This window comes from Thalassotalea coralli (assembly GCF_055786205.1).
The window spans coordinates 220,609-240,634 of the sequence record NZ_JBVVBK010000006.1; the positions used below are offsets into that span (position 1 = coordinate 220,609).

Genomic DNA, 20,026 nt, shown 5'->3' on the forward strand with positions numbered 1-20,026 from the left:
ATGAATAAAATTGGCCTATAAGTGTACACAAGTTTAATCGCCTTTACCTCTAGTAAAGAAAAATCAAAGTGCTGTTTTCATTTACGGTTTTTTGCTCGCTTTCTGCTTATACATTTTATTGTCAGCTTCTTTGATCAATAGCTCTATAACATGTGCTTCGTCAGCGTTTGCGCTGATAGTTGCTTGTCCAAAGCTAAATCTAATTCTAGGCTCGTCGTTATCGCTATTAACATTTTGCTCAAGACGAGAAATCGCTTTGCTAAGCTCAAAGCTGGTGCTTTTTTCGCACATCACGATAAACTCATCTCCACCTACTCTCGCCAAAACATCAACTTCTCTAAACGTTTTCTGTAAATGTTGAGCAAAGCGTTTTATCACTTTATCACCAATATGATGACCAAGGTTGTCGTTAATAGGTTTTAAGTCATCTATATCAAAGTAATAAACGCTGATATTGGTTTTACTTCTTTTTGCACTGGCTAGCAATCGTTCTGCTGCAAAGAAAAATCCTTTACGATTAAACAAGTTAGTTAAATCATCAGTCAGTGCAGAATTTTGTAATTGTAGGTTTTTGTTGAGGAGTTCTAGCTCGCGTTCTGCCATTTCGCGAAAATGCTGCATGAGTTTTTGGTATCTATCATCGTACTCAGTTTTTTCAAAATCCATGACGCAGATAGTGCCAAACACTGAGCCATCGGGCCAATGTAAAGGGTACCCTAAGTAAGTATTAAACCCGTCTTCACTCACTTCTGGGTTACTTAGCCACTCTTTTCTCTCTGATGCATTTCCAACATATAACCAAGCATCTTGCCTAACCACTTCACGACAAAAGAGATTGACATCTGAATCTATTGTAACCCCTGCACTATAAGGGTTTTCTACTGATTCATTTGCGATTATCACCTTATATCTATCATTCCCAGCTTGTACAATAAAGCCAGCAGGTGTACCGCACAATTCTGCCATCAAATCAACCAGCCTTTGCCAGGCAGGTAACAGTAACTCTTCCTTGTCTTGCTCTGAAATCCACTGCTGAGTTTTCAACATAGTATTCCCCGAAAAACACTTGAGAAACTTTCTATCATCCAGTTTACAGTTTTATGACATTTATGCTAGTTCTGAGATTAAAATTCACACTTAAACTGATCCCTTTCTAAAGAGTGATTGAGGTATCAGGCTAGATAAATGCTAATGACAGATATACCCAAACAACAAGAAAATTCCATTTAATTAAGCTAGGAGATTTTCTGGTTTGTCCAAATGCCTTTATACATTATTATCAAATGCTCTTTTGCGGTAACCTACCGCTATCGCCTTTTAAGCGCTTTTTCATGTGGAATTTATGATTAAAACAGAAGTTTTTCCTGCAACGCTAATCAAACGTTATAAGCGTTTTCTTGCAGACGTTATTCTTGCTGACGGCACTGAAACTACTATGCATATCGCCAATACAGGCGCTATGACTGGTTGTGGAAGCCCCGGCGACAAAATCTGGTATAGCAAATCCGATAACCCAAAACGAAAATACCCCTTTAGCTGGGAATTAACTGAGCTAACTAGTGGCGAGCTTATTTGTGTGAATACCCACAGAGCTAATGATTTTATTGAATATGCTATCAAGCAAAATGAAGTAGAGACATTATCTTGTTATCAAGGCTTGAAGCGTGAAGCTAAATACGGTCAAGAAAACAGTAAAATCGACATTTTACTGAGCGGTGATAATTTGGCTGACAAATACGTTGAGGTGAAAAGTGTCACCTTAAAAGGAGAAGAACCAGGCCAAGGCTTTTTTCCCGATGCAAAAACAACACGTGGTCAAAAACACTTAAGAGAATTAATGGAAATGGTTGAACAAGGACATCAAGCAACTTTAGTCTTTGCTATTATGCACACAGGTATTCACCACGTTAAACCAGCCTCACACATTGATAGCTTATACAGTGAACTATTTAACCTAGCACAAGAAAAAGGTGTTGAGATTATTTTTCACAGAATAAAATTAGACCAGCACTTTAAATTCATCGAGTAAATTTGGTACTAAAATACCAAAAGCTTAAGGTAGAGAGTCAAAAATCATTGACGCAGGTACATGCTTCTTGCTAAAAGAGATAGCTTGTATATGCGAGAGCGAAAAATTCAAATTCAATTAGCAACATAAGTAACTAATATTTATATAAAAGTTAATTTTTCAGCAATTTTTCCTTGAATTTGTTTCGCAGCAGCACAATATAGTCCTGATAATTCAGGTCTAATAATAATTGGCACATGCATTTAGTTGCATACATTGACAACTAAAGAGTTAGCATTAGGAGAAACAGCATGCCAAATAAAAAAGCTTTAGGTATTTTAGCATTAGCTGGCGTTGAGCCTTATGTAGAAAAAGCCGGCGAAGAATACATGAACGACGAGCAATTAGAGCATTTTAAAAAAATTCTCGAAGCTTGGCGTACACAATTGCGTGAAGAAGTAGATCGCACCGTTTCACATATGCAAGATGAAGCAGCAAACTTCCCTGATCCAGTCGATCGCGCAGCGCAGGAAGAAGAATTCAGTTTAGAGCTTAGAACACGTGACCGTGAGCGTAAGCTAATTAAGAAAATTGAAAAAACACTACAACTAATTGAAGAAGACGAGTTTGGCTTCTGTAAATCTTGTGGCATAGAAATCGGTATCCGTCGCTTAGAGGCTCGCCCTACAGCAGACTTATGTATCGAATGTAAGACCTTAGCTGAAATTAAAGAACGTCAGCTAGCAGGTTAATGCCCTTTAATACTGTAAAGAGACCACGTGATTCTTATCGTGGTCGCTTTGCTCCTTCTCCGTCAGGTTTACTCCACTTCGGTTCACTTGTTACCGCCCTCGCAAGTTATTTAGATGCTAAAGCTAACAACGGTACATGGTTAGTTCGCATTGAAGATATAGACCCGCCTCGCGAACAAGAAGGCGCAGCTGATGCTATTCTCCGCACCCTTGAAAAATTCGGCCTATATTGGGACGAATCTGTCGTGTATCAAAGCCAACAATCAAATCGCTACGATGACATCATTGCACATTTATTTGAAAAAAATCTCGCGTATTTCTGTCAATGTACACGTGCTCAGATAAAAGCAGCAGGAGGCATTTATCAAGGTCATTGTCGAACCCTCAATAGAGATAAAGATAATAGTGCGATTAGAGTTATCAACAATTGGAAAATCTCAGGATTTGTCGACTTAGTTCAAGGTAATGTGCAGTGCAATAAAGGCTTGTCGGAAGAAGACTTTATTATTTTCAGAAAAGACGGTTTGTATGCCTATCAGTTAGCAGTAGTTGCAGATGAAATTGAGCAAGGTATTACCCATATTATTCGCGGAGCCGATTTACTCGAGCCTACCGCAAGACAATTAAGCTTTTTCCAGTGTTTTGATCATCAAGCACCTTTATATGGGCATATTCCGTTAGCTGTTACTGAACAAGGGTATAAACTAAGTAAACAGAACAAAGCACCTGCAATTGACGTCGATCGACCACAACAGATTTTATTTGATGCCCTCAGGTTTTTAGGGCAGGCAATAGACCCAGAGCTAAAGCAAGCAAGTGTTGATGAAATCATTAGCCAAGCAATAAGTAGTTGGCAACTATCGAAAGTTCCTCAAGTACGAGAAATAGAAATAGGTTAACCTTTCCTGAAATCATCAGACACTAAACGCAGATAAAGCAAGTTTCGCTGATTTTTCATTCTCTTTTTACCTTGGGTGTTATATGATCGCGCGGTTATCTATTGGGTATGAGGTTTAGTACCATTAAAAACGTCATTGATTTGTGTCGCAAAGTGTTTAGCAAAAAAAAGGAAGGCAAAGCGGTGCCAGGAAAGCACGTCTCAACAAGTACATCTCCTACAGTTATTGCACGAGATTCTCATCCGGTTTCTCGTAACTTGCTTAGCAGTAATGCATTAAAGGTTTTATACCGACTAAACAAAGGTGGATATGACGCTTACCTTGTAGGCGGAGGTGTAAGAGATATTCTTTTAGGTTTAGAACCAAAAGACTTTGATATTGCAACCAACGCGACTCCCGAGCAAATTAAAGGCTTATTTCGCAATTGCCGACTGATAGGCAGACGTTTTCGTTTAGCCCATATTGTTTTCGGTCGAGATATTATTGAAGTGGCAACCTTTAGGGGTCACCACGACGTATCAAAAGACAAGGCAAAAGACCAAAAAATATCGAAACAAAGCGAACATGGCATGTTGTTACGAGACAACATTTATGGCTCGATTGATGAAGATGCCGAGCGCCGTGATTTCACTATCAATGCACTTTATTACAACATCGCCGACTACCAAGTTTATGATTTTGCGAACGGCATGCAAGACATTGATGCACGGCAAGTTCGATTAATTGGCGATCCTGAAACGCGTTACCGCGAAGATCCGGTTCGCATGCTAAGAGCAATTAGATTCAGTACTAAGCTCGATATGGAAATTGAACAGGCGACGGAAGAGCCAATCATTCGGTTAGCACCTTTGTTAGCGAATATCCCACCTGCCCGCATGTTTGAAGAGTTTTTAAAACTGTTTATCTCAGGAAAAGCGGTCGCTAACTACCATGACTTAAGACATTACCAACTCTTTAAATACTTTTTTCCTGTGGTTGATGATGCACTTGAAGATCAAGAGTACGGGTATTTAGCTGACTTTATTGAGACAGCATTAACAAATACCGATGACAGAATTAACAACGACAAACGTGTAACACCTGCCTTTTTGTTTGCAGCACTTCTTTGGTATCCACTACAAAAAGAAATTCAGCAGTACAAGGTAGAGTCGCAATTAACACCACAAGATGCGTTTTTTGCCGCGTATGGTGATGTCATGGCGTTACAACAACGCTGTGTCGCAATTCCACGTCGATTCCAAACTGTCATTAAAGACATTTGGATACTGCAAGAAAAGCTAGTACGTCGCGATGGTAAACGTGCATTTAAAACTTTAGAGCATCCTAAGTTTAGAGCCGGTTATGACTTCTTGTTACTAAGACATCAAGTAGAATCTGCACACGGCAACAATGAGTTAGCCGAATTAGTTAAGTGGTGGACTGACTTCCAAGACAAAGCACCAGAAACGCAGAGCCAAATGGTAAAAGCGGTAACTAAGCCAAGACAAAGCGCTAGACGCAATCCTAGAAAGCGTCGCCGCCCTAGAAAACCAAATTCACAAGATTAGCCATGATGCACTCTGTATATCTGGGTCTTGGCAGCAATCTAGAGAACCCTGCACAACAAATTCAACAGGCTGTAACAACCATATCGCAAGTAGAGGCATTTACTGCTATATCTGTTTCTTCTTTGTATTTCAGCCGCCCTATGGGGCCGCAAGATCAGCCAGATTACATGAATGCTGTTATGCATATCACCACTGAGCTTGAGCCAGAGCAAGTCTTAAATCAAACGCAGAAAATTGAGTTAGATGCTGGTCGAGTCCGCAAAGGCGATCGTTGGGGAGCACGCATACTGGATGTCGATATTCTGTTATTCGACCAACTGCAAATAAATACTCAAGACCTTATCGTTCCCCATTATGGTATCAAAGAGCGAGAGTTTGTGTTACTGCCTCTTGCTGAACTAGCCCCGAAACTGAACTTACCTTGTGGCGCCACTGTTCAAGAGCTTGCCACTAACATTCCAAAAAATGGTTTAAAAATTCATAGCCAACTCAGTTTGAATCAGTAAAATACAAAGTAGCTACATAGCGCCTCCACTTTTCGGAAACAAACATGGGAAAAATTACCACAGCCACTTTGCGTAAAATGAAAGAGCAAGGTGAAAAAATTGCCACTATCACAGCTTACGATGCAAGCTTCGCTAAACTTTTTGATCAAGCTGGCGTGCATGCTATTTTAATCGGTGACTCTCTAGGTATGGTATTGCAAGGGCAAGACGATACTCTACCTGTAAGCATCAACGACATGGCTTACCACACATCATGTGTTAAACGTGGTGTCGAAGAAACGCTTATCATCAGCGATATGCCTTTTATGAGCTATGCCACTAAAGAGCAGGCGTTTGAGAACGCAGCCAAGCTAATGCAAGCAGGCGCTAGTATGGTTAAGCTTGAAGGTGGACTTTGGCTAGCTGACACTATCAAAGGGCTAGTAGAACGTGGCATTCCCGTTTGTGCGCACTTAGGCCTTACACCACAATCTGTTAATGTTTTTGGCGGCTTCAAAGTACAAGGCAGAGATGAAGATAAAGCGCAAGAAATGATTGAACATGCAAAAGCATTACAGGCTGCAGGTGCTCAATTACTGGTACTCGAGTGTATTCCAGCAGGCTTAGGCAAAGCGATTTCTGAAGCCATCGACATTCCGACAATTGGTATAGGTGCCGGAAAAGACACAGACGGTCAAATACTAGTAATGCATGACGCATTAGGCATTTCTTGCAGTTACATGCCTAAGTTTTCTCGCAACTTCTTAATCGATACTGGTGACATTAAAAAAGCGATAGAGCTTTATATCGACGAAGTACAAAACGGAAACTTCCCTGGCCCTGAGCACATTTTCAGTTAGAGACAGTAATGAAAACAGTACAAGATATTGCAGAGCTGCGCGAACAAGTTAAAGCATGGCGTCAACAAGGGTTAAAAATTGCCTTTGTACCCACTATGGGAAATCTGCACGCAGGCCATATCTCACTCGTCGAAGAAGCACATAAACACGCCGATAAAGTCGTCGCTAGTATTTTTGTGAATCCAATGCAATTTGGCGCTAATGAGGATATAGACAGTTACCCAAGAACATTGGAGCAAGATCAACAAAAGCTTGTTGATGCAGCCACTGACCTATTGTTCACACCTACGCCAGCGATTATTTACCCGAAAGGACTTGATAAGCAGAGTTTTGTTGAAGTTCCTCAAGTATCTGAAGGGTATTGTGGTGAAAGCCGCCCAGGTCACTTTAGAGGTGTTGCTACCGTTGTTTGTAAGCTATTTAACTTAGTTCAACCAGATGTTGCTTGTTTTGGTTTAAAAGACTACCAGCAAGTGCAAGTTATTCAGACTATGGTTGAAGATTTGTCCATGCCCATTGACATTATACCTGTGCCAACTAAGCGTGAAACAAGTGGCTTAGCAATGAGTTCACGCAACGGTTATTTAAGTGAAGAAGAACTCAAAATTGCGCCAGCACTTGCTCAAAATATCCAATGGTTAGCAGAGCAAATCAAAAGAGATACCGATTTTATCGGGTTAGCAAAAAAGGCAGCAGAGTTTATTGACAATGCAGGCATGAAAACCGACTACATTCATATTGTTCACGCGCGTACATTACAACCTGCAAGTGAAGATGACAAAGAGTTGGTTATTCTAGCTGCTGCACATTGTGGCAAAGCAAGACTAATAGACAACTTACAAGTGTCACTTTCGTAATTACAGTTAAAAACTTTTACCTGCTAGATACAAAAAAGCCGAACTTCTTTAACAGGAGTTCGGCTTTTTCTATAAATAACTATCTTATTCGTATGAGCGTTCAAGCCACATAATTTGGCTTTTAAGATCTTCAATCTCTTGTTTAGCTTCAAGAAGTTGCTGCTCTACTGACTTATCGTCAATGCTTTTCTCGTCGATCATTTCAGACATTTTGTTATCCTCAGTGTACATCGTCTATCCCCTCACCGTTTAAAAAATGAAAGTACAGTTGAATTATTACACAATAACTTTCATTTTGTAAGCAATCGAAAGAAAAAAATTTCGAAAAGAAACTTATCAATCTGATATAAGCTAGATTAAATGCTTACTTAATAAACGTTCAAACCGATTAAATTTGGCTACTGAGTCGCAAAAGCTTAGGCAAGAAACGCTGACTTTCTTGCGCCAACTCCACTTGCTCAGTAAGCACGTCTTGTAGAATCTCTTTAGAGGTCAGAGGATTAGCCAAAACAACACGAAATACTAGCGTTTTCCTGCTTTGGTATTTTTGCACCTCGATACGGGTACGAGAAACAAACGACTTTCCATTTTCACGTTGTCGTTTTTGAATAAATTTAGTCAACTTATCTAGCAACACATTAATTTCAAGTTGTTCATCTTCACTCGCCTGCGCAAGGTAGCTCTGAACTTGTTGTGGATTATAGCGATAAGTAAGCAAACATAATTCTGGTGCTGTGACTAGCTCAAAATCTGGATGTGCTGAAATAATATCAGCGAAATATTGTGCCTTTTCAATCCCTTGATTGATTAACAATTCATAGCCTGGACGGCTAATAATATGCAAACTTGCATAAACAAGCATCGCCATTCCAGGACGTGAGCCCTCTAGAGTATGAGAGCCTAAGTCTTTTGAGCCTTTACGTAAGATATACTCGGCGTGATGTTCAATAGAAGAAACCGATGCCGGATTTTTAAATACCACTAAACCAGCCCCCATAGGCACATACATTTGCTTATGGGCATCAATGGTCACTGAATCAGCCTTTTCGATTCCTGATAGTAAATGACGATGCTTATTAGAGAGTAACGTCGCCCCGCCCCATGCAGCGTCTACATGAAAATGACATTGGTATTCTTGTGCAATGTCTGCCATTTCACTTAATGGATCGATATTACCTGTTTCGGTTGTCCCAGCAACGCCGATAATACCGAGAATACGTATATTTTTGTCCGTTAATTCTTGGCACTTTTCTCTAAGTTTAGCGATATCGATTTTGTTGTATTCGTCGGTAGGTATTGAAACAACGCTATCGCGTCCTAAACCAAGAACATCCGCTGATTTTTTCAATGAATAGTGACCACGATTAGACACCAACACTGCCAATCCGTCGTATTGATAATGAGTCAGGGCGCGGTAAAGTCCTTCGCGAGCAACCCCTTTAAAATCGCCATCAGCTTTTAATAGGTTATTTCTGGCTACCCACAAAGCGGTAATGTTGGCTACCGTTCCACCAGAACAAAATGCGCCTAAAGAGTGTTCAGCACTATGCATCCAGGCTTGATAAAACTGATCATCATCTTGATAAACCAATCGATGCATCATACCTAAAACTTGACGCTCTAGCGGAGTAAATGCTTTTGACGTTTCGATTTTGACTAGGTTTTGGTTGAGGCCAACCATAAGTTTAGAAAGCGGTAAGATAAAATACGGCAATGCTGACGTCATATGGCCAATAAAACTTGGACTTGAAGTATGAACAGACTGCGCCACCAATTTATCTAATAAATGGTGCATGTGATCAGAAACAAAGGCTGGTTGCTCTGGAATGGCAGAACTTGCGAAATCTTTTTCAATTTCGGTGAGTTTGATTTCTTTTGCAGCAATATGATCGCCTAGAAAGCCCGCCAAATTTTGCGAGATCTCTTGCTCTATTCGACCTAACGTTGAATCAGGTGCTTCAGGAATAGTAAATATTCGATGTAACGATTCTTCGGTTGCGCTCGCTGCGCGTTTACTTGCCGCCATAAAATGCCAGGAAAATGCTAACTAATTAAACTTATCAACTAATAGTAGTTTCAAGAGCGGCACTTTAATAAAAATTCGGGCAAATGTCTTGTTTTTTTATTCTTGTTAAAGACAAGTTGTTTACCTTTCGCGACCAGTTACGCGTGTAAACCCTAACGCTTGTTTGGAAAATCTACCTTAAGCAACAAGCGTAGCTAGATAAACAAAACCTAATTCAATAATCGCTAAACTACTAAAAGCCATCATTAGTACATTTTTTTTAATTTTGTGTGTCATAGTCTTTCTCCATTATCAATACTATGACCTTACTAACCAACATTTGTACCAATTTGTTATTTCATTGTTTTTATTAGGTTTTTAATTTAAAACCTAATAAAAACCTTATTTATCCATTTGTTAATCAAACCAAAATATAGCGATATTAACCGATCTTTTAGTCAATTTTTAACTTCCAACATTGCTGACCACTAGCCTTATATTTTGCTTCAAACGGCGTTAACGGAGTCTCGTCTTCAACTAAAGATATATGGCCGGAACGCCCAGCTATCTCTGCCGCCTGCAGAAATTCTTCTAGGTAAAGTCGCCAGTTACTGCGTAGCTCAATTGTTTGGCCTAACGCGATAATCTGTGGGAACACCGCACTGCCATGCCACCTGCGTTGCAAATGTTTTGATTTTGGCCAAGGGTTTGGATAAAGAATAAAGTGTTTATTAATTTGCCACTTTTCGTTAGCCAACAAACGATAAAAATCATTAAGATCAGCACGCACTAAAATAAAATTATCAACCTGAGATGTATCTGTATCTTCGATAAGAAATTGGTCATCTTTGTTAATTCGCGCCGCCGATTTATCTACGCCGATAACAAAAGCTTCAGGATGACGTTTAGCGATAAGACGCGTACTTTGACCGACACCACAACAGGCATCAAGAATAATATCTCCCTGATGGCCTTTTAGCCGCTTTTTAACTTGCTCAAAGGCATCGAGTGTGTGCTGTTGAAAAGGTTTTTTCGATGGCGTTGCTAAATGCTTTTCAACGACTTCTGTAAGCTTTTCATGTATCCCTTCTTGATTGGTAATAATTTCCTTTGAATTACCAAATGCCGCTTCTGTCATTAACTTCTTAACCCAATACCTTTAGTTATTAAGTACATCGCCACCGCGTATAGACCCAAAATAAACACGCCCATCATAGAAAAAGCAACGGTAAGACTGACGTCAGAAATACCTAAAAAGCCATATCTAAAGGCATTTACCATGTAAACGATTGGGTTAGCTTGCGATACGCCCTGCCAAAACTCAGGCAGCAAACTAATTGAGTAAAAAACACCACCTAAATAAGTAAGCGGTGTTAACACAAAAGTAGGAATAATAGAGATGTCATCGAAGCTTCCGGCAAATACTGCGTTAATCAAACCGCCTAAGGCAAACGTTGCGGAGGTTAAACTGACAGTAGCGATAATCACCCAAATGTTGTGAATCTGAATATCAACAAACAATAGCGCAATTAACGTAACGATTAAGCCAACGAGAATACCACGAGCCATACCACCACCGACATAGCCAGCAACAATAACCCAATTAGGTACAGGCGCTACCAGCATTTCTTCAACATTTCGTTGCCATTTAGCGCTGAAAAAAGAAGAGGCTACGTTGGAATAAGAGTTGGTAATAACACTCATCATAATTAAACCAGGAACGATGAACGACATATAATCAAAACCGCCCATTTCACCGATACGACTACCAATTAACGAGCCAAAAATAACAAAATATAAGCTAATGGTAATCGCTGGTGGCACTAAGGTTTGCACCCAAATACGCATAAAGCGATGTGTTTCTTTATGCAAAATACTTTTTAACGCAACTAAATTTCTAGTGGCAGGATTTATAGAACTCACGGCTTTTCCTTACGATGCTTGCGAATTAACTAAGCTTACGAAAAGCTCTTCTAAACGATTACTTTTATTGCGCATACTTTGCACATCAATGGCTTGTTCACTTAACTGAGCGAATACGTCGTTGATTCGTTGAGACTTTTTAACATCCACTTCTAATGTGTGATCATCAGTTAATCGAGAACAAAACCCTTCGATGTTAGGCTCAGGGCTACCTAATTTTAAGTCAAGAATAAAAGTTTCCACATCAAGTTTTGCTAACAAAGACTTCATATCGGTATTTTCGACAATTTCACCACTATTAATAATAGCGATGTTACGACATAGCATTTCGGCTTCTTCGAGATAGTGTGTCGTTAAAATAATAGTAATGCCTTGCTGATTAATTTCTCGTAAGAAATCCCACATTGAACGACGAAGCTCGATATCAACGCCAGCAGTAGGCTCGTCAAGAATAAGCACCTTAGGTTCATGCATTAATGCACGGGCAATCATGAGGCGACGTTTCATTCCACCTGATAACATACGAGCAGCGTTATCTCGCTTGTCCCACAAGTCGAGTTGCTTTAGGTATTTTTCTGCACGCTGACGGGCCGTGTCGCGATCAACACCATAATATCCCGCTTGATTGACAAGAATCTTCATCAGAGATTCAAACTGGTTAAAGTTAAACTCTTGAGGCACTAGGCCAATATAACTTTTCGCAGTCTCCAGCTCTTTGTCGATGTCGTGACCAAAAATTTTAACTTGCCCCTGTGTTTTATTCACAAGAGAGGTGATGATACCTATGGTAGTCGACTTACCCGCGCCATTTGGTCCTAACAAAGCAAAAAAATCACCTTGTTCAACGGTTAAATCAATACCTTTTAATGCTTCAAAGCCCCCTTTATAGGTTTTTCGAAGATTCGAGATTTCTAGCGCTTGAGTCATGCAGAATACGGTTCTTGATAAAGATGAGGTTTAAATATGGACATCTTCGCGATTTTTCAACCTTTATAACGAATAAAAACCCGGCAATTCTGTTGCTAATTTGTTTGTGCTGGTTGTCTTATATTGTATTCCATTCTAAAGTACAGCAGTTACTTAGAAGGAAACATTATGCAACTCTCAAAAATAAAACTGCTTGCTGTTAGCGCGGCAATTTCAGCCAGTTTAATGGCATGCCAAGCAACAGACGAGAAAAAATCAACAACTGACGCTGCTCCACAAGCGGAAGTTAAACGCGATAATGACCTAACGCTTGCTCGCATTTATCAAGACCATGAGTTTCGCTCAGATTACATTGGTCGCATTCGTTGGTTAGCAGATGGTTCAGGTTACACTGCAGTAGAAGCGTCTAAAACCAAAAAAGCTGACAAAGACGGAAAAGAAAAATCGATTGGCAAAGACATTGTTTTTTACGATCCAGAAACCTTAAAAGGCAAAACCTTAGTAAGTGCAGAACAACTTACACCTAAAGGCGCTGATAAGCCGTTAGAAATTCACGACTATATTTGGTCTGAAGACAGAAAACAGTTACTTATTTACACAAACAGTAAACGTGTATGGCGTTCAAATAGCCGAGGCGACTACTGGGTATTAAACCTAGAGAGTGACAAATTACAGCGTCTAGGTGGGAAAAGCGTTAAAGAAAGCAGCTTAATGTTCGCTAAGTTCTCTCCAGATGGAACTCGTGTTGCATACGTTACCGCTGATAACATTTACGTCGAAGATTTAGCCTCAAACAAAATCACCCAATTAACCAATGATGCTGGCAATGGTATTATCAACGGTTTGTTTGATTGGGTTTACGAAGAAGAATTTACTATTCGTGATGGCTTCCGCTGGAGCCCAGACGGAACAAAAATCGCTTACTGGCAGCTAGACACATCGGGCAGTAAAGATTTCATCATGATCAATAACACCGATGCACTTTACCCAACAATTACCAAATTCCCTTACCCTAAAGTCGGTGAAACAAACGCTTTAGCCAATGTGGGTATTGTTGATTTAGCAACCCAAAAAACAACTTGGGCAAAATTACCTAACAACTCACGTGATATGTACATTCCACGCATGAATTGGTCAGGTAATAGCAAAGAAGTGTTGGTCCAGCACTTAAATCGTAAGCAAAATACCAATATCCTTTATTTAGCTAATGCTGAATCAGGTAAAACGAATGCGATTTACACTGAACGAGACGAAGCTTACCTTGACGGTATTACCGACGCTCAGTGGATTGACGGTGGCAAGCGTTTCTTGTGGACAAGTGAAGCTGCTGGCTGGAGACACTTCTATAGCATTTCTCGTGACGGCAAAGACAAACGTGACTTAACACCTGGTGAGTTTGATATCGTTAGTATTCAAACTGTTGATGAAGACAGTGGTTGGTTGTACTACATCGCTTCGCCGAAAGACGTTGGTCAACGTTACTTATTCCGCAGTAAATTAGATGGCAGTGTTGTCAATCAGCAAGTCACACCAGATAGTTTTGCTGGTAGCAATAGTTACCAAATGTCAGCTGATGGTAAGTGGGCAATTCACACCCATTCAAGCTTTAACCAGCCATCAACCAAACGCTTAGTTCGTTTAGAAAATCACGAAACTAAGCACTTGTTAATGGACAACAAAAAGCTTAAAGAGAAGCTAGCGACATTACGCCAGCCTACCCATGAGTTTTTCCAAGTAAAAGCACAAGACGGTGTTGTTCTTGACGGTTACATTATGCGTCCAGCAGATTTTGATCCTAACAAGAAATACCCGATTATTTTCTACGTTTACGGTGAAGCGTGGGGACAAACAGTTCAAGACAGATGGCGCGGTAATTCTTACCTTTGGGATCAAATGTTGACGGAAAAGGGCTACCTTGTCGCTTCAATTGATAACCGTGGTACACGCGCACCTAAAGGCAGAATGTGGCGTAAAGAAGTGTATGGCGCAATTGGCGTACTATCTTCACGCGATCAATCCGATGCGTTAAAAGAAATGGCGAAGCGTTGGGATTACATTGATACTGACCGTGTTGGTATTTGGGGTCACTCAGGTGGTGGTTCTATGACACTTAACATGCTGTTCCGCTACCCAGAGCAATACCATGTAGGTATCTCTCTTGCGCCAGTACCAGATCAGCGTTTATACGACACTATCTACCAAGAAAGATACTCAGGCTTACTTTCAGAGTATGAAGAAGGCTATAAGCAAGGTTCACCTATTACTCACGCTAAAAACCTTCAAGGTAACTTGTTACTCGTTCACGGTACGGGCGATGACAACGTACATTACCAAGGCGCAGAGCGTTTAATTAATGAGTTAGTTAAGCACAACAAGCAATTCCAATTTATGTCTTACCCTAACCGTGCACACGGTTTGTGGCGAGGTGAAGGTACGACTCTTCACTTACAGACAATGAAAACGGATTACTTTGACCGTCATTTAATGAATCGTAAAAAGTAAACCAAACAGTCTTTAGTTAAAAAACCTGCCCTAGGCAGGTTTTTTTATATCTGACTAAGCTCACGACTTTATCGTCAATTTTGCTAACTTGTTAGTTATTTTACTTAGCACCCCAAAAGAAAAAACGCTAACCACCTGTTATATATAAACTTTATAATTGGTCAGCATTTTGCTTTGTATTACGTAACTAAAAGGAGAAGTTACTAATGCGAGATATAAATTCAGTAGAAAAGAAGCATGGCTTTACGGCAAACAACCTAATTCGTGGTGCATTTATGCTGTTATTTGGCATGGTTGCCGGCTTTGTTCGCTTTCTTATTACCCTGATCGCAGTATTCCAGTTTTTCTGTTTACTCTTTACAGGTAAAGCAAATCCAGCGCTTAAAAGCTTTGGCCAAAGTCTCAATAACTATATTTACCAAATTAACCAATTTTTAACGGCAAATACGGAAAAGTACCCATTTCCGTTAAGTGGCTGGCCTGAAAAGCCCCATTACCGATATAGTCCGAGAGACTAAAACACAGCCATAAAAAAACCTCGTATTAACACGAGGTTTTTCAATTTAACGGCTTAAGCAATAAAGTTAATTACTTACCTGCACGAGATACGTATTCACCTGAGCGTGTATCTACTTTAACTACTTCACCAATTTGAACGAATAAAGGCACACGAACAACAGCGCCCGTTGTTAATGTTGCTGGCTTACCACCAGTGCCGGCAGTATCACCTTTTAGGCCTGGATCTGTTTCAGTGATCTCTAACTCAACGAAGTTTGGTGGAGTCACTGAAATCGGGTTACCGTTCCAGAAAGTAATAGTACAAAGGTCACCTTCAACTAACCACTTTTCCATGTCGCCAACTGCTTTTTCATCTGCGGCAACTTGCTCGAAAGTCTCATTATTCATAAAATGCCAAAATTCGCCGTCAGCATACAAGTAAGCTAACTCAGAATCCATAACATCAGCACCTTCTACAGATTCACCTGATTTAAAGGTTTTCTCAAGAACTTTGCCTGAAATAAGTTTACGGATTTTAACGCGGTTAAAGGCTTGGCCTTTACCTGGTTTAACAATTTCGTTTTCTAGAATGTTACAAGGCTCGCCATCAATCATAAGTTTTAGGCCAGCTTTAAATTGGTTTGTACTATAGTTCGCCATAGATATTCTCGTTTACCCAATATAAAGAGCTAAATTTTAATGTCGCAGATAATAACCCAAATTGAGCCACAATTGCACACTTCTTGGCAAAAAGAGTTAGCAAATGTGGTTACCGATCCAAAGGAGCTGCTAAATCTTTTAGATATTGCTCCTGACGATTATCTGCATCACTTTACTGCGAGAAAGTTATTTCCGGTACGAGTACCTCGCCCTTTTATCGCCAAGATGGAAAAAGGTAACTTTAACGACCCATTGTTAAAACAGGTAATGCCTTTAAATCAGGAATTTATTGATACGGAAGGATATCTTTTAGATCCTTTAATTGAACACGACACTGTCGCTGAAGGCCTGCTACACAAATATAAACACCGCGTACTCATGATTGTAAAATCGGGCTGTGCAGTCAACTGCCGCTATTGTTTTCGCCGTCATTTCCCATATGAAGACAACAGCCCAAACAAAGCTCGTTGGCAACAAGCCCTTGATTATATATCTTCAAATCATGAGATTACCGAAGTGATTTTCAGTGGCGGCGATCCGTTAATGGCTAACGATCAACACCTCACTTGGTTAGTTAATAAAATCAGTGATATTTCACATGTGAAACGCTTACGCATTCACTCTCGATTACCCGTGGTTATCCCGCAAAGAGTAACCCAAGAATTAGTCAGTTTGTTAAAAAATACGCGCTTAAAGGCGACCATTGTTTTTCATATTAATCATAAAAATGAAATAGATAGCCACTTTATACGTGCGATTCAGCCTTTGCTTGACGCTAGGATCCCGCTTTTTAACCAGAGCGTTTTACTGGCAGGAATTAACGATGAATCGACAACACTTTGTGAATTAAGTGAACGTTTATTTGATAACGGCATTCAGCCTTATTACCTGCACTTATTCGATAAAGTGCAAAACGTTGCTCATTTTGACTTAGCAGCAGACCACGTACAGAACATCGTAAAAACTATGATGGCGACACTGCCTGGATTCCTAATGCCTAAGGTTGTTAGAGAAATCGCGGGAGAACCGAGTAAAACGCCTTTACCCTTAGAAGATTAATGCTAACTACTGAATGTCTGACACAGGTAATTCATGTTTAAAAAACTCTGTAAGCTGACACTGATTCCTTTTAATGATTCGCAGAATATCCATATTTAGACGATGGCTGACAGTCAAAAACTCTTGATAATCGGTTGTCGTTATATACGCCAACACCTCAAGCTTTAAACCAAAACGCGTAAAACCTTTTAGTGTTGTTCGAAGAGGCGCTTCCGCGATTTTTTCATTAACACTTAGCAACGCGTGTATTTCACTAAGTATTTGCTCGATGGCATCAGGGTCACTGTCTGATTTCAGTAATAACTCAGGGCGATACATGATGGTTTCACGCTCGGAAATGTTTTCTAGCTGCATATCAATAAACTTAGCGTTAGCGATATAGACCACCGTTCTGTCTAGCGTTCTTATTCTTGTCGCTCTTAAGCCGATTTCTTCTACCACACCAAATATGTCGTTAAACTTACAGACATTACCTATCTTTACAGGTGCTGAAACGTATAAAGTAATTGCACCTATGATGTTTTCTACTGATTTTTGTGCCGCCAATGCGATTGCCAACCCACCAATACCTAAACCAGTTAACAAGGTTGTGGCACTAAAACCTAAATTTTCAAACCAAACCAATACACCTACAAAGATGAACAATAGCTTTAACACCGTCGAAATTGGCCTTAATAAATAAACAGCAAACTGATTATCTTTAGATGCTAAATACAACGCCAAGTATTGTTTCAAGAGGTCTGTAAGGCGAACGAAAAACCAAATCCAAGCCAAGATGAGTATTGTCGCACCATCCATTATCGCTCTAGCGGCTAAGGTGATATTTGACTCAACGACAAAAGATCTAGCAAATATTACGGCTATTAATAAGGTTACCGGGCCCCTAATAAAGGAATGAACTTCTCTGATAAGTTGCGGCTTAAACTTGCGCAACATCGCGCTAATAAAATAGGTCACTATATTGGCCAACACAAAATATCCAACAAGCAACACTAAAAAGTAAAGCCACTGCCATAGCTCGACACCTAAGATATCGTAAGAAGGTAACTGTTGAGACAGCCACTCGCCGAACTCTGAGTAAGCATAGATTTGACTGAGATATGGCACTTTTTCGACTGTCGCGTTTGAAATTTTCCAGATCATCACGCGATCGCCTTCACGAGGTACTCTTTGCAGTAGCAGATGAATTTGCCCTTTAGGTGTATCAACTGTACCTATCAACTCGCGATAGGCAGGAAGACCATCTTGTAAGTGTCCCAAAGGGTTATCACTTATCGCGTGAAGGTCAACCCACATAGTTCGCCTAATGACTAGTTGCAGCTGTTTCGCTAATGCTTCCTCACCTACACGCTTAGTCGATTTTGATAGATTTCTAAAATCCATATAATGAACGGCTAAGGCATAATCATAATTCTCTACCGCTTCAAGAAAGCCGGCGATTGTACTTCTTGGCTGACCTCGTTCAAATTGATCTAAAGGAATAGCTTCTGTTGGTAATAATCTATCGTGACTTTGTTCTTCTTTATTTTTCTCTCCTTGTTCCAAAATGTTTTTAACTGACACTTCTTCAGCTTGCGCGTGGGTAAAGGATTTACTGGAGAAAGACAAAAATAGACAGATTAATAAAGATAATGAGATTACATTTCGAAGCATAATTATTGTAACGAGCGATAAGAGCTAATTATTGTTTTGAATGTCGAGAATAATTTAAGACTAGCACAATAATAGCGTATGCAAAGAATTGGCCTTGTTCAGCTAAATACTTTATCTGACCATGCTATTTTTGGCATAATAGCGCGATTATTTTTAAGGTATATACACAATGAGCGACGCAGTAAATCAACAACTGATTGATAATATTTCTATTATTCTAAAAAAATCACTTTCAGCAGACGCAACCCTTGCTGATTTACGTGAAAAGAAAATGGCAAAATTTGACAACATATTCACTAAAGATGCTGGTTTTAAAGCGGAAGCCAACACATTTCAACCGTATGTAGAAGAAGTTGCCGACGAGCTTTTAGTTTGGCAACGCAATAAAGATCAGCAGCTTTTAATTAATTTAGTGAAGAAGATTGAGCAATTGTTTACTGTTTTGAGCCAATTCGAGAAAAGCTACCAAGAATAAACATGCTTAAAGAGCGGAGTACTATTGCATACTCCGCAAGTTAATTGTGATTCAAAGCGCATTATCGAGCTTTTTTTCTACGTGAAGTTCTAAAGCTCAAAAGGCTTATAGATATCACAAAAACCCCTAACATTGTTGGCTCAGAAACAGGTGTTGTATCAACAAACACATCGATTGCTGTACTGCCAATCATCCCACCATTAGCATCCATTGCTTGCAACTCTATGCGAAACTGACCAGCCCCAATAGGAGCACCGGGTATGAATCCCATATTTACCGAGTTTTGAGCAACGTTATTAGCACCAAGTAACAGCGTATCACTGGTAAAAACGCCTCCACCATTGGGAGTTGAGTTATTTCCTAGATAATAGTTAGCGGGCGCTGGACCTAAAGGGTTATAATCAAAAAAGCTAACCCCAGCGCTGGGATCAAAATCTACTCGCATCAAAAACTGAAACTCTGACAAGAAGGTACTACTGTCAGTAATATCACTGTTTATAGACCAATCGAAATTCCAAAATGAGCGATTAGCAGGTACTGAGGCACCAGTGCTATCAAAAAGGTAGTTACCATCAATATCTTGAACAATTCCTACCCCTAAAACATCATTAGGCGTGTATCGTTGTTTTGCTCTCAACGCTAGCTCTAGATCACCAAAAGTCTCGACAGTAAAGCCACGGTTAGTATTACCACTGCCAAATATTATTTCAGAAGTTATCAAACTTGCGTGCGCAGAGCCGACCAATAACAATACGAATATAGTAAATAATCGACGTTTCAAAGTTGTTCTCCTTAAGTTATTAGTATTCCAAATTTTGTTTTTAGACCTATAACTAGGACACTACGGACAAAAAATAAGCAACCTTTATTCCTTAAAAACAACCCTCTGATTTTGCTGTATTTTTGCCTTTTGTAA

The 20,026-nt window shown here is 39.9% G+C and carries 20 protein-coding genes; 11 read left to right on the forward strand and 9 right to left on the reverse strand.

From position 1 onward, the window contains the following. Positions 1 to 81: 81 nt before the first annotated feature. Entirely contained in the window at positions 82 to 1,047 is a 966-nt protein-coding gene (locus ACOB80_RS15880; protein WP_473166837.1) for a sensor domain-containing diguanylate cyclase, read from the reverse strand. Between the two features lie 295 nt (positions 1,048 to 1,342). On the opposite strand from ACOB80_RS15880, the gene sfsA reads away from it, so the two are divergent. The 7 genes from sfsA to panC all read left to right on the forward strand — a co-directional run bounded on the left by sfsA (position 1,343) and on the right by panC (position 7,408). Continuing rightward, positions 1,343 to 2,029 (forward strand): DNA/RNA nuclease SfsA, encoded by a 687-nt coding sequence (gene sfsA / locus ACOB80_RS15885; RefSeq protein WP_473166838.1) that lies wholly within the window; start codon positions 1,343 to 1,345, stop codon positions 2,027 to 2,029. A 290-nt stretch (positions 2,030 to 2,319) separates the two neighbouring features. Further along, positions 2,320 to 2,760, forward strand: a complete 441-nt coding sequence (gene dksA / locus ACOB80_RS15890; RefSeq protein WP_473166839.1) for an RNA polymerase-binding protein DksA — start codon at positions 2,320 to 2,322, stop codon at positions 2,758 to 2,760. Beyond that, the gene (gene gluQRS / locus ACOB80_RS15895) at positions 2,760 to 3,659 is read left to right on the forward strand and encodes a tRNA glutamyl-Q(34) synthetase GluQRS (RefSeq protein ID WP_473166840.1); all 900 of its coding nucleotides are present in this window, start codon (positions 2,760 to 2,762) and stop codon (positions 3,657 to 3,659) included. Before dksA ends, gluQRS begins: the two co-directional genes overlap by 1 nt. Positions 3,660 to 3,883: 224 nt before the next feature. Next, complete coding sequence (gene pcnB / locus ACOB80_RS15900; protein ID WP_473166976.1) at positions 3,884 to 5,206, forward strand: polynucleotide adenylyltransferase PcnB; 1,323 nt, start codon at positions 3,884 to 3,886, stop codon at positions 5,204 to 5,206. A gap of 5 nt (positions 5,207 to 5,211) precedes the next feature. Then, positions 5,212 to 5,712 carry a 2-amino-4-hydroxy-6-hydroxymethyldihydropteridine diphosphokinase gene (gene folK / locus ACOB80_RS15905; RefSeq protein WP_473166977.1) on the forward strand — a complete coding sequence of 167 codons (501 nt, stop codon included), beginning with the start codon at positions 5,212 to 5,214 and terminating at the stop codon, positions 5,710 to 5,712. A 44-nt stretch (positions 5,713 to 5,756) separates the two neighbouring features. Continuing rightward, on the forward strand, positions 5,757 to 6,551 hold the full coding sequence (gene panB / locus ACOB80_RS15910; protein WP_473166841.1) for a 3-methyl-2-oxobutanoate hydroxymethyltransferase: 795 nt from the start codon (positions 5,757 to 5,759) through the stop codon (positions 6,549 to 6,551). An 8-nt stretch (positions 6,552 to 6,559) separates the two neighbouring features. After that, positions 6,560 to 7,408 carry a pantoate--beta-alanine ligase gene (gene panC / locus ACOB80_RS15915; protein ID WP_473166842.1) on the forward strand — a complete coding sequence of 283 codons (849 nt, stop codon included), beginning with the start codon at positions 6,560 to 6,562 and terminating at the stop codon, positions 7,406 to 7,408. A gap of 84 nt (positions 7,409 to 7,492) precedes the next feature. Here the strand turns inward: panC and ACOB80_RS15920 are convergent, their stop codons facing one another. From ACOB80_RS15920 to ACOB80_RS15940, 5 genes are all read right to left on the reverse strand, one after another. Beyond that, positions 7,493 to 7,618 (reverse strand): hypothetical protein, encoded by a 126-nt coding sequence (locus ACOB80_RS15920; RefSeq protein WP_473166843.1) that lies wholly within the window; start codon positions 7,616 to 7,618, stop codon positions 7,493 to 7,495. Between the two features lie 178 nt (positions 7,619 to 7,796). Continuing rightward, positions 7,797 to 9,434 (reverse strand): pyridoxal-dependent aspartate 1-decarboxylase PanP, encoded by a 1,638-nt coding sequence (panP, locus tag ACOB80_RS15925; protein WP_473166844.1) that lies wholly within the window; start codon positions 9,432 to 9,434, stop codon positions 7,797 to 7,799. A gap of 433 nt (positions 9,435 to 9,867) precedes the next feature. After that, positions 9,868 to 10,551 carry a tRNA (guanine(46)-N(7))-methyltransferase TrmB gene (trmB, locus tag ACOB80_RS15930; RefSeq protein ID WP_473166845.1) on the reverse strand — a complete coding sequence of 228 codons (684 nt, stop codon included), beginning with the start codon at positions 10,549 to 10,551 and terminating at the stop codon, positions 9,868 to 9,870. Continuing rightward, a complete protein-coding gene (locus ACOB80_RS15935) occupies positions 10,551 to 11,327 on the reverse strand; it encodes an ABC transporter permease (protein WP_473166978.1) in 777 nt (258 codons plus the stop codon). Before ACOB80_RS15935 ends, trmB begins: the two co-directional genes overlap by 1 nt. Positions 11,328 to 11,345: 18 nt before the next feature. Further along, complete coding sequence (locus ACOB80_RS15940) at positions 11,346 to 12,263, reverse strand: ABC transporter ATP-binding protein (protein WP_473166846.1); 918 nt, start codon at positions 12,261 to 12,263, stop codon at positions 11,346 to 11,348. Positions 12,264 to 12,431: 168 nt separating this feature from the next. On the opposite strand from ACOB80_RS15940, the gene ACOB80_RS15945 reads away from it, so the two are divergent. Further along, on the forward strand, positions 12,432 to 14,765 hold the full coding sequence (locus ACOB80_RS15945; RefSeq protein WP_473166847.1) for a S9 family peptidase: 2,334 nt from the start codon (positions 12,432 to 12,434) through the stop codon (positions 14,763 to 14,765). A 206-nt stretch (positions 14,766 to 14,971) separates the two neighbouring features. Continuing rightward, positions 14,972 to 15,283 carry a DUF4389 domain-containing protein gene (locus ACOB80_RS15950; protein ID WP_473166848.1) on the forward strand — a complete coding sequence of 104 codons (312 nt, stop codon included), beginning with the start codon at positions 14,972 to 14,974 and terminating at the stop codon, positions 15,281 to 15,283. Positions 15,284 to 15,353: 70 nt separating this feature from the next. Here ACOB80_RS15950 and efp read toward each other — a convergent pair whose 3' ends face one another. Then, positions 15,354 to 15,923: an elongation factor P gene (gene efp, locus ACOB80_RS15955; protein ID WP_473166849.1), complete on the reverse strand. Its 570-nt coding sequence runs from the start codon at positions 15,921 to 15,923 to the stop codon at positions 15,354 to 15,356. A gap of 39 nt (positions 15,924 to 15,962) precedes the next feature. Here efp and epmB point away from each other — a divergent pair, with 39 nt between their 5' ends. After that, positions 15,963 to 16,982, forward strand: coding sequence for an EF-P beta-lysylation protein EpmB (epmB, locus tag ACOB80_RS15960; RefSeq protein WP_473166850.1), 1,020 nt, complete (start codon positions 15,963 to 15,965; stop codon positions 16,980 to 16,982). A 6-nt stretch (positions 16,983 to 16,988) separates the two neighbouring features. Here epmB and ACOB80_RS15965 read toward each other — a convergent pair whose 3' ends face one another. Next, positions 16,989 to 18,635 carry a mechanosensitive ion channel family protein gene (locus ACOB80_RS15965; RefSeq protein ID WP_473166851.1) on the reverse strand — a complete coding sequence of 549 codons (1,647 nt, stop codon included), beginning with the start codon at positions 18,633 to 18,635 and terminating at the stop codon, positions 16,989 to 16,991. 169 nt (positions 18,636 to 18,804) lie between these two features. Between ACOB80_RS15965 and ACOB80_RS15970 the strand changes: the two genes are divergently transcribed. Further along, the gene (locus tag ACOB80_RS15970; RefSeq protein WP_473166852.1) at positions 18,805 to 19,110 is read left to right on the forward strand and encodes a hypothetical protein; all 306 of its coding nucleotides are present in this window, start codon (positions 18,805 to 18,807) and stop codon (positions 19,108 to 19,110) included. A 61-nt stretch (positions 19,111 to 19,171) separates the two neighbouring features. On the opposite strand, the gene ACOB80_RS15975 is transcribed toward ACOB80_RS15970, so the two are convergent. After that, the gene (locus tag ACOB80_RS15975) at positions 19,172 to 19,891 is read right to left on the reverse strand and encodes a hypothetical protein (RefSeq protein WP_473166853.1); all 720 of its coding nucleotides are present in this window, start codon (positions 19,889 to 19,891) and stop codon (positions 19,172 to 19,174) included. Positions 19,892 to 20,026 lie beyond the last annotated feature (135 nt).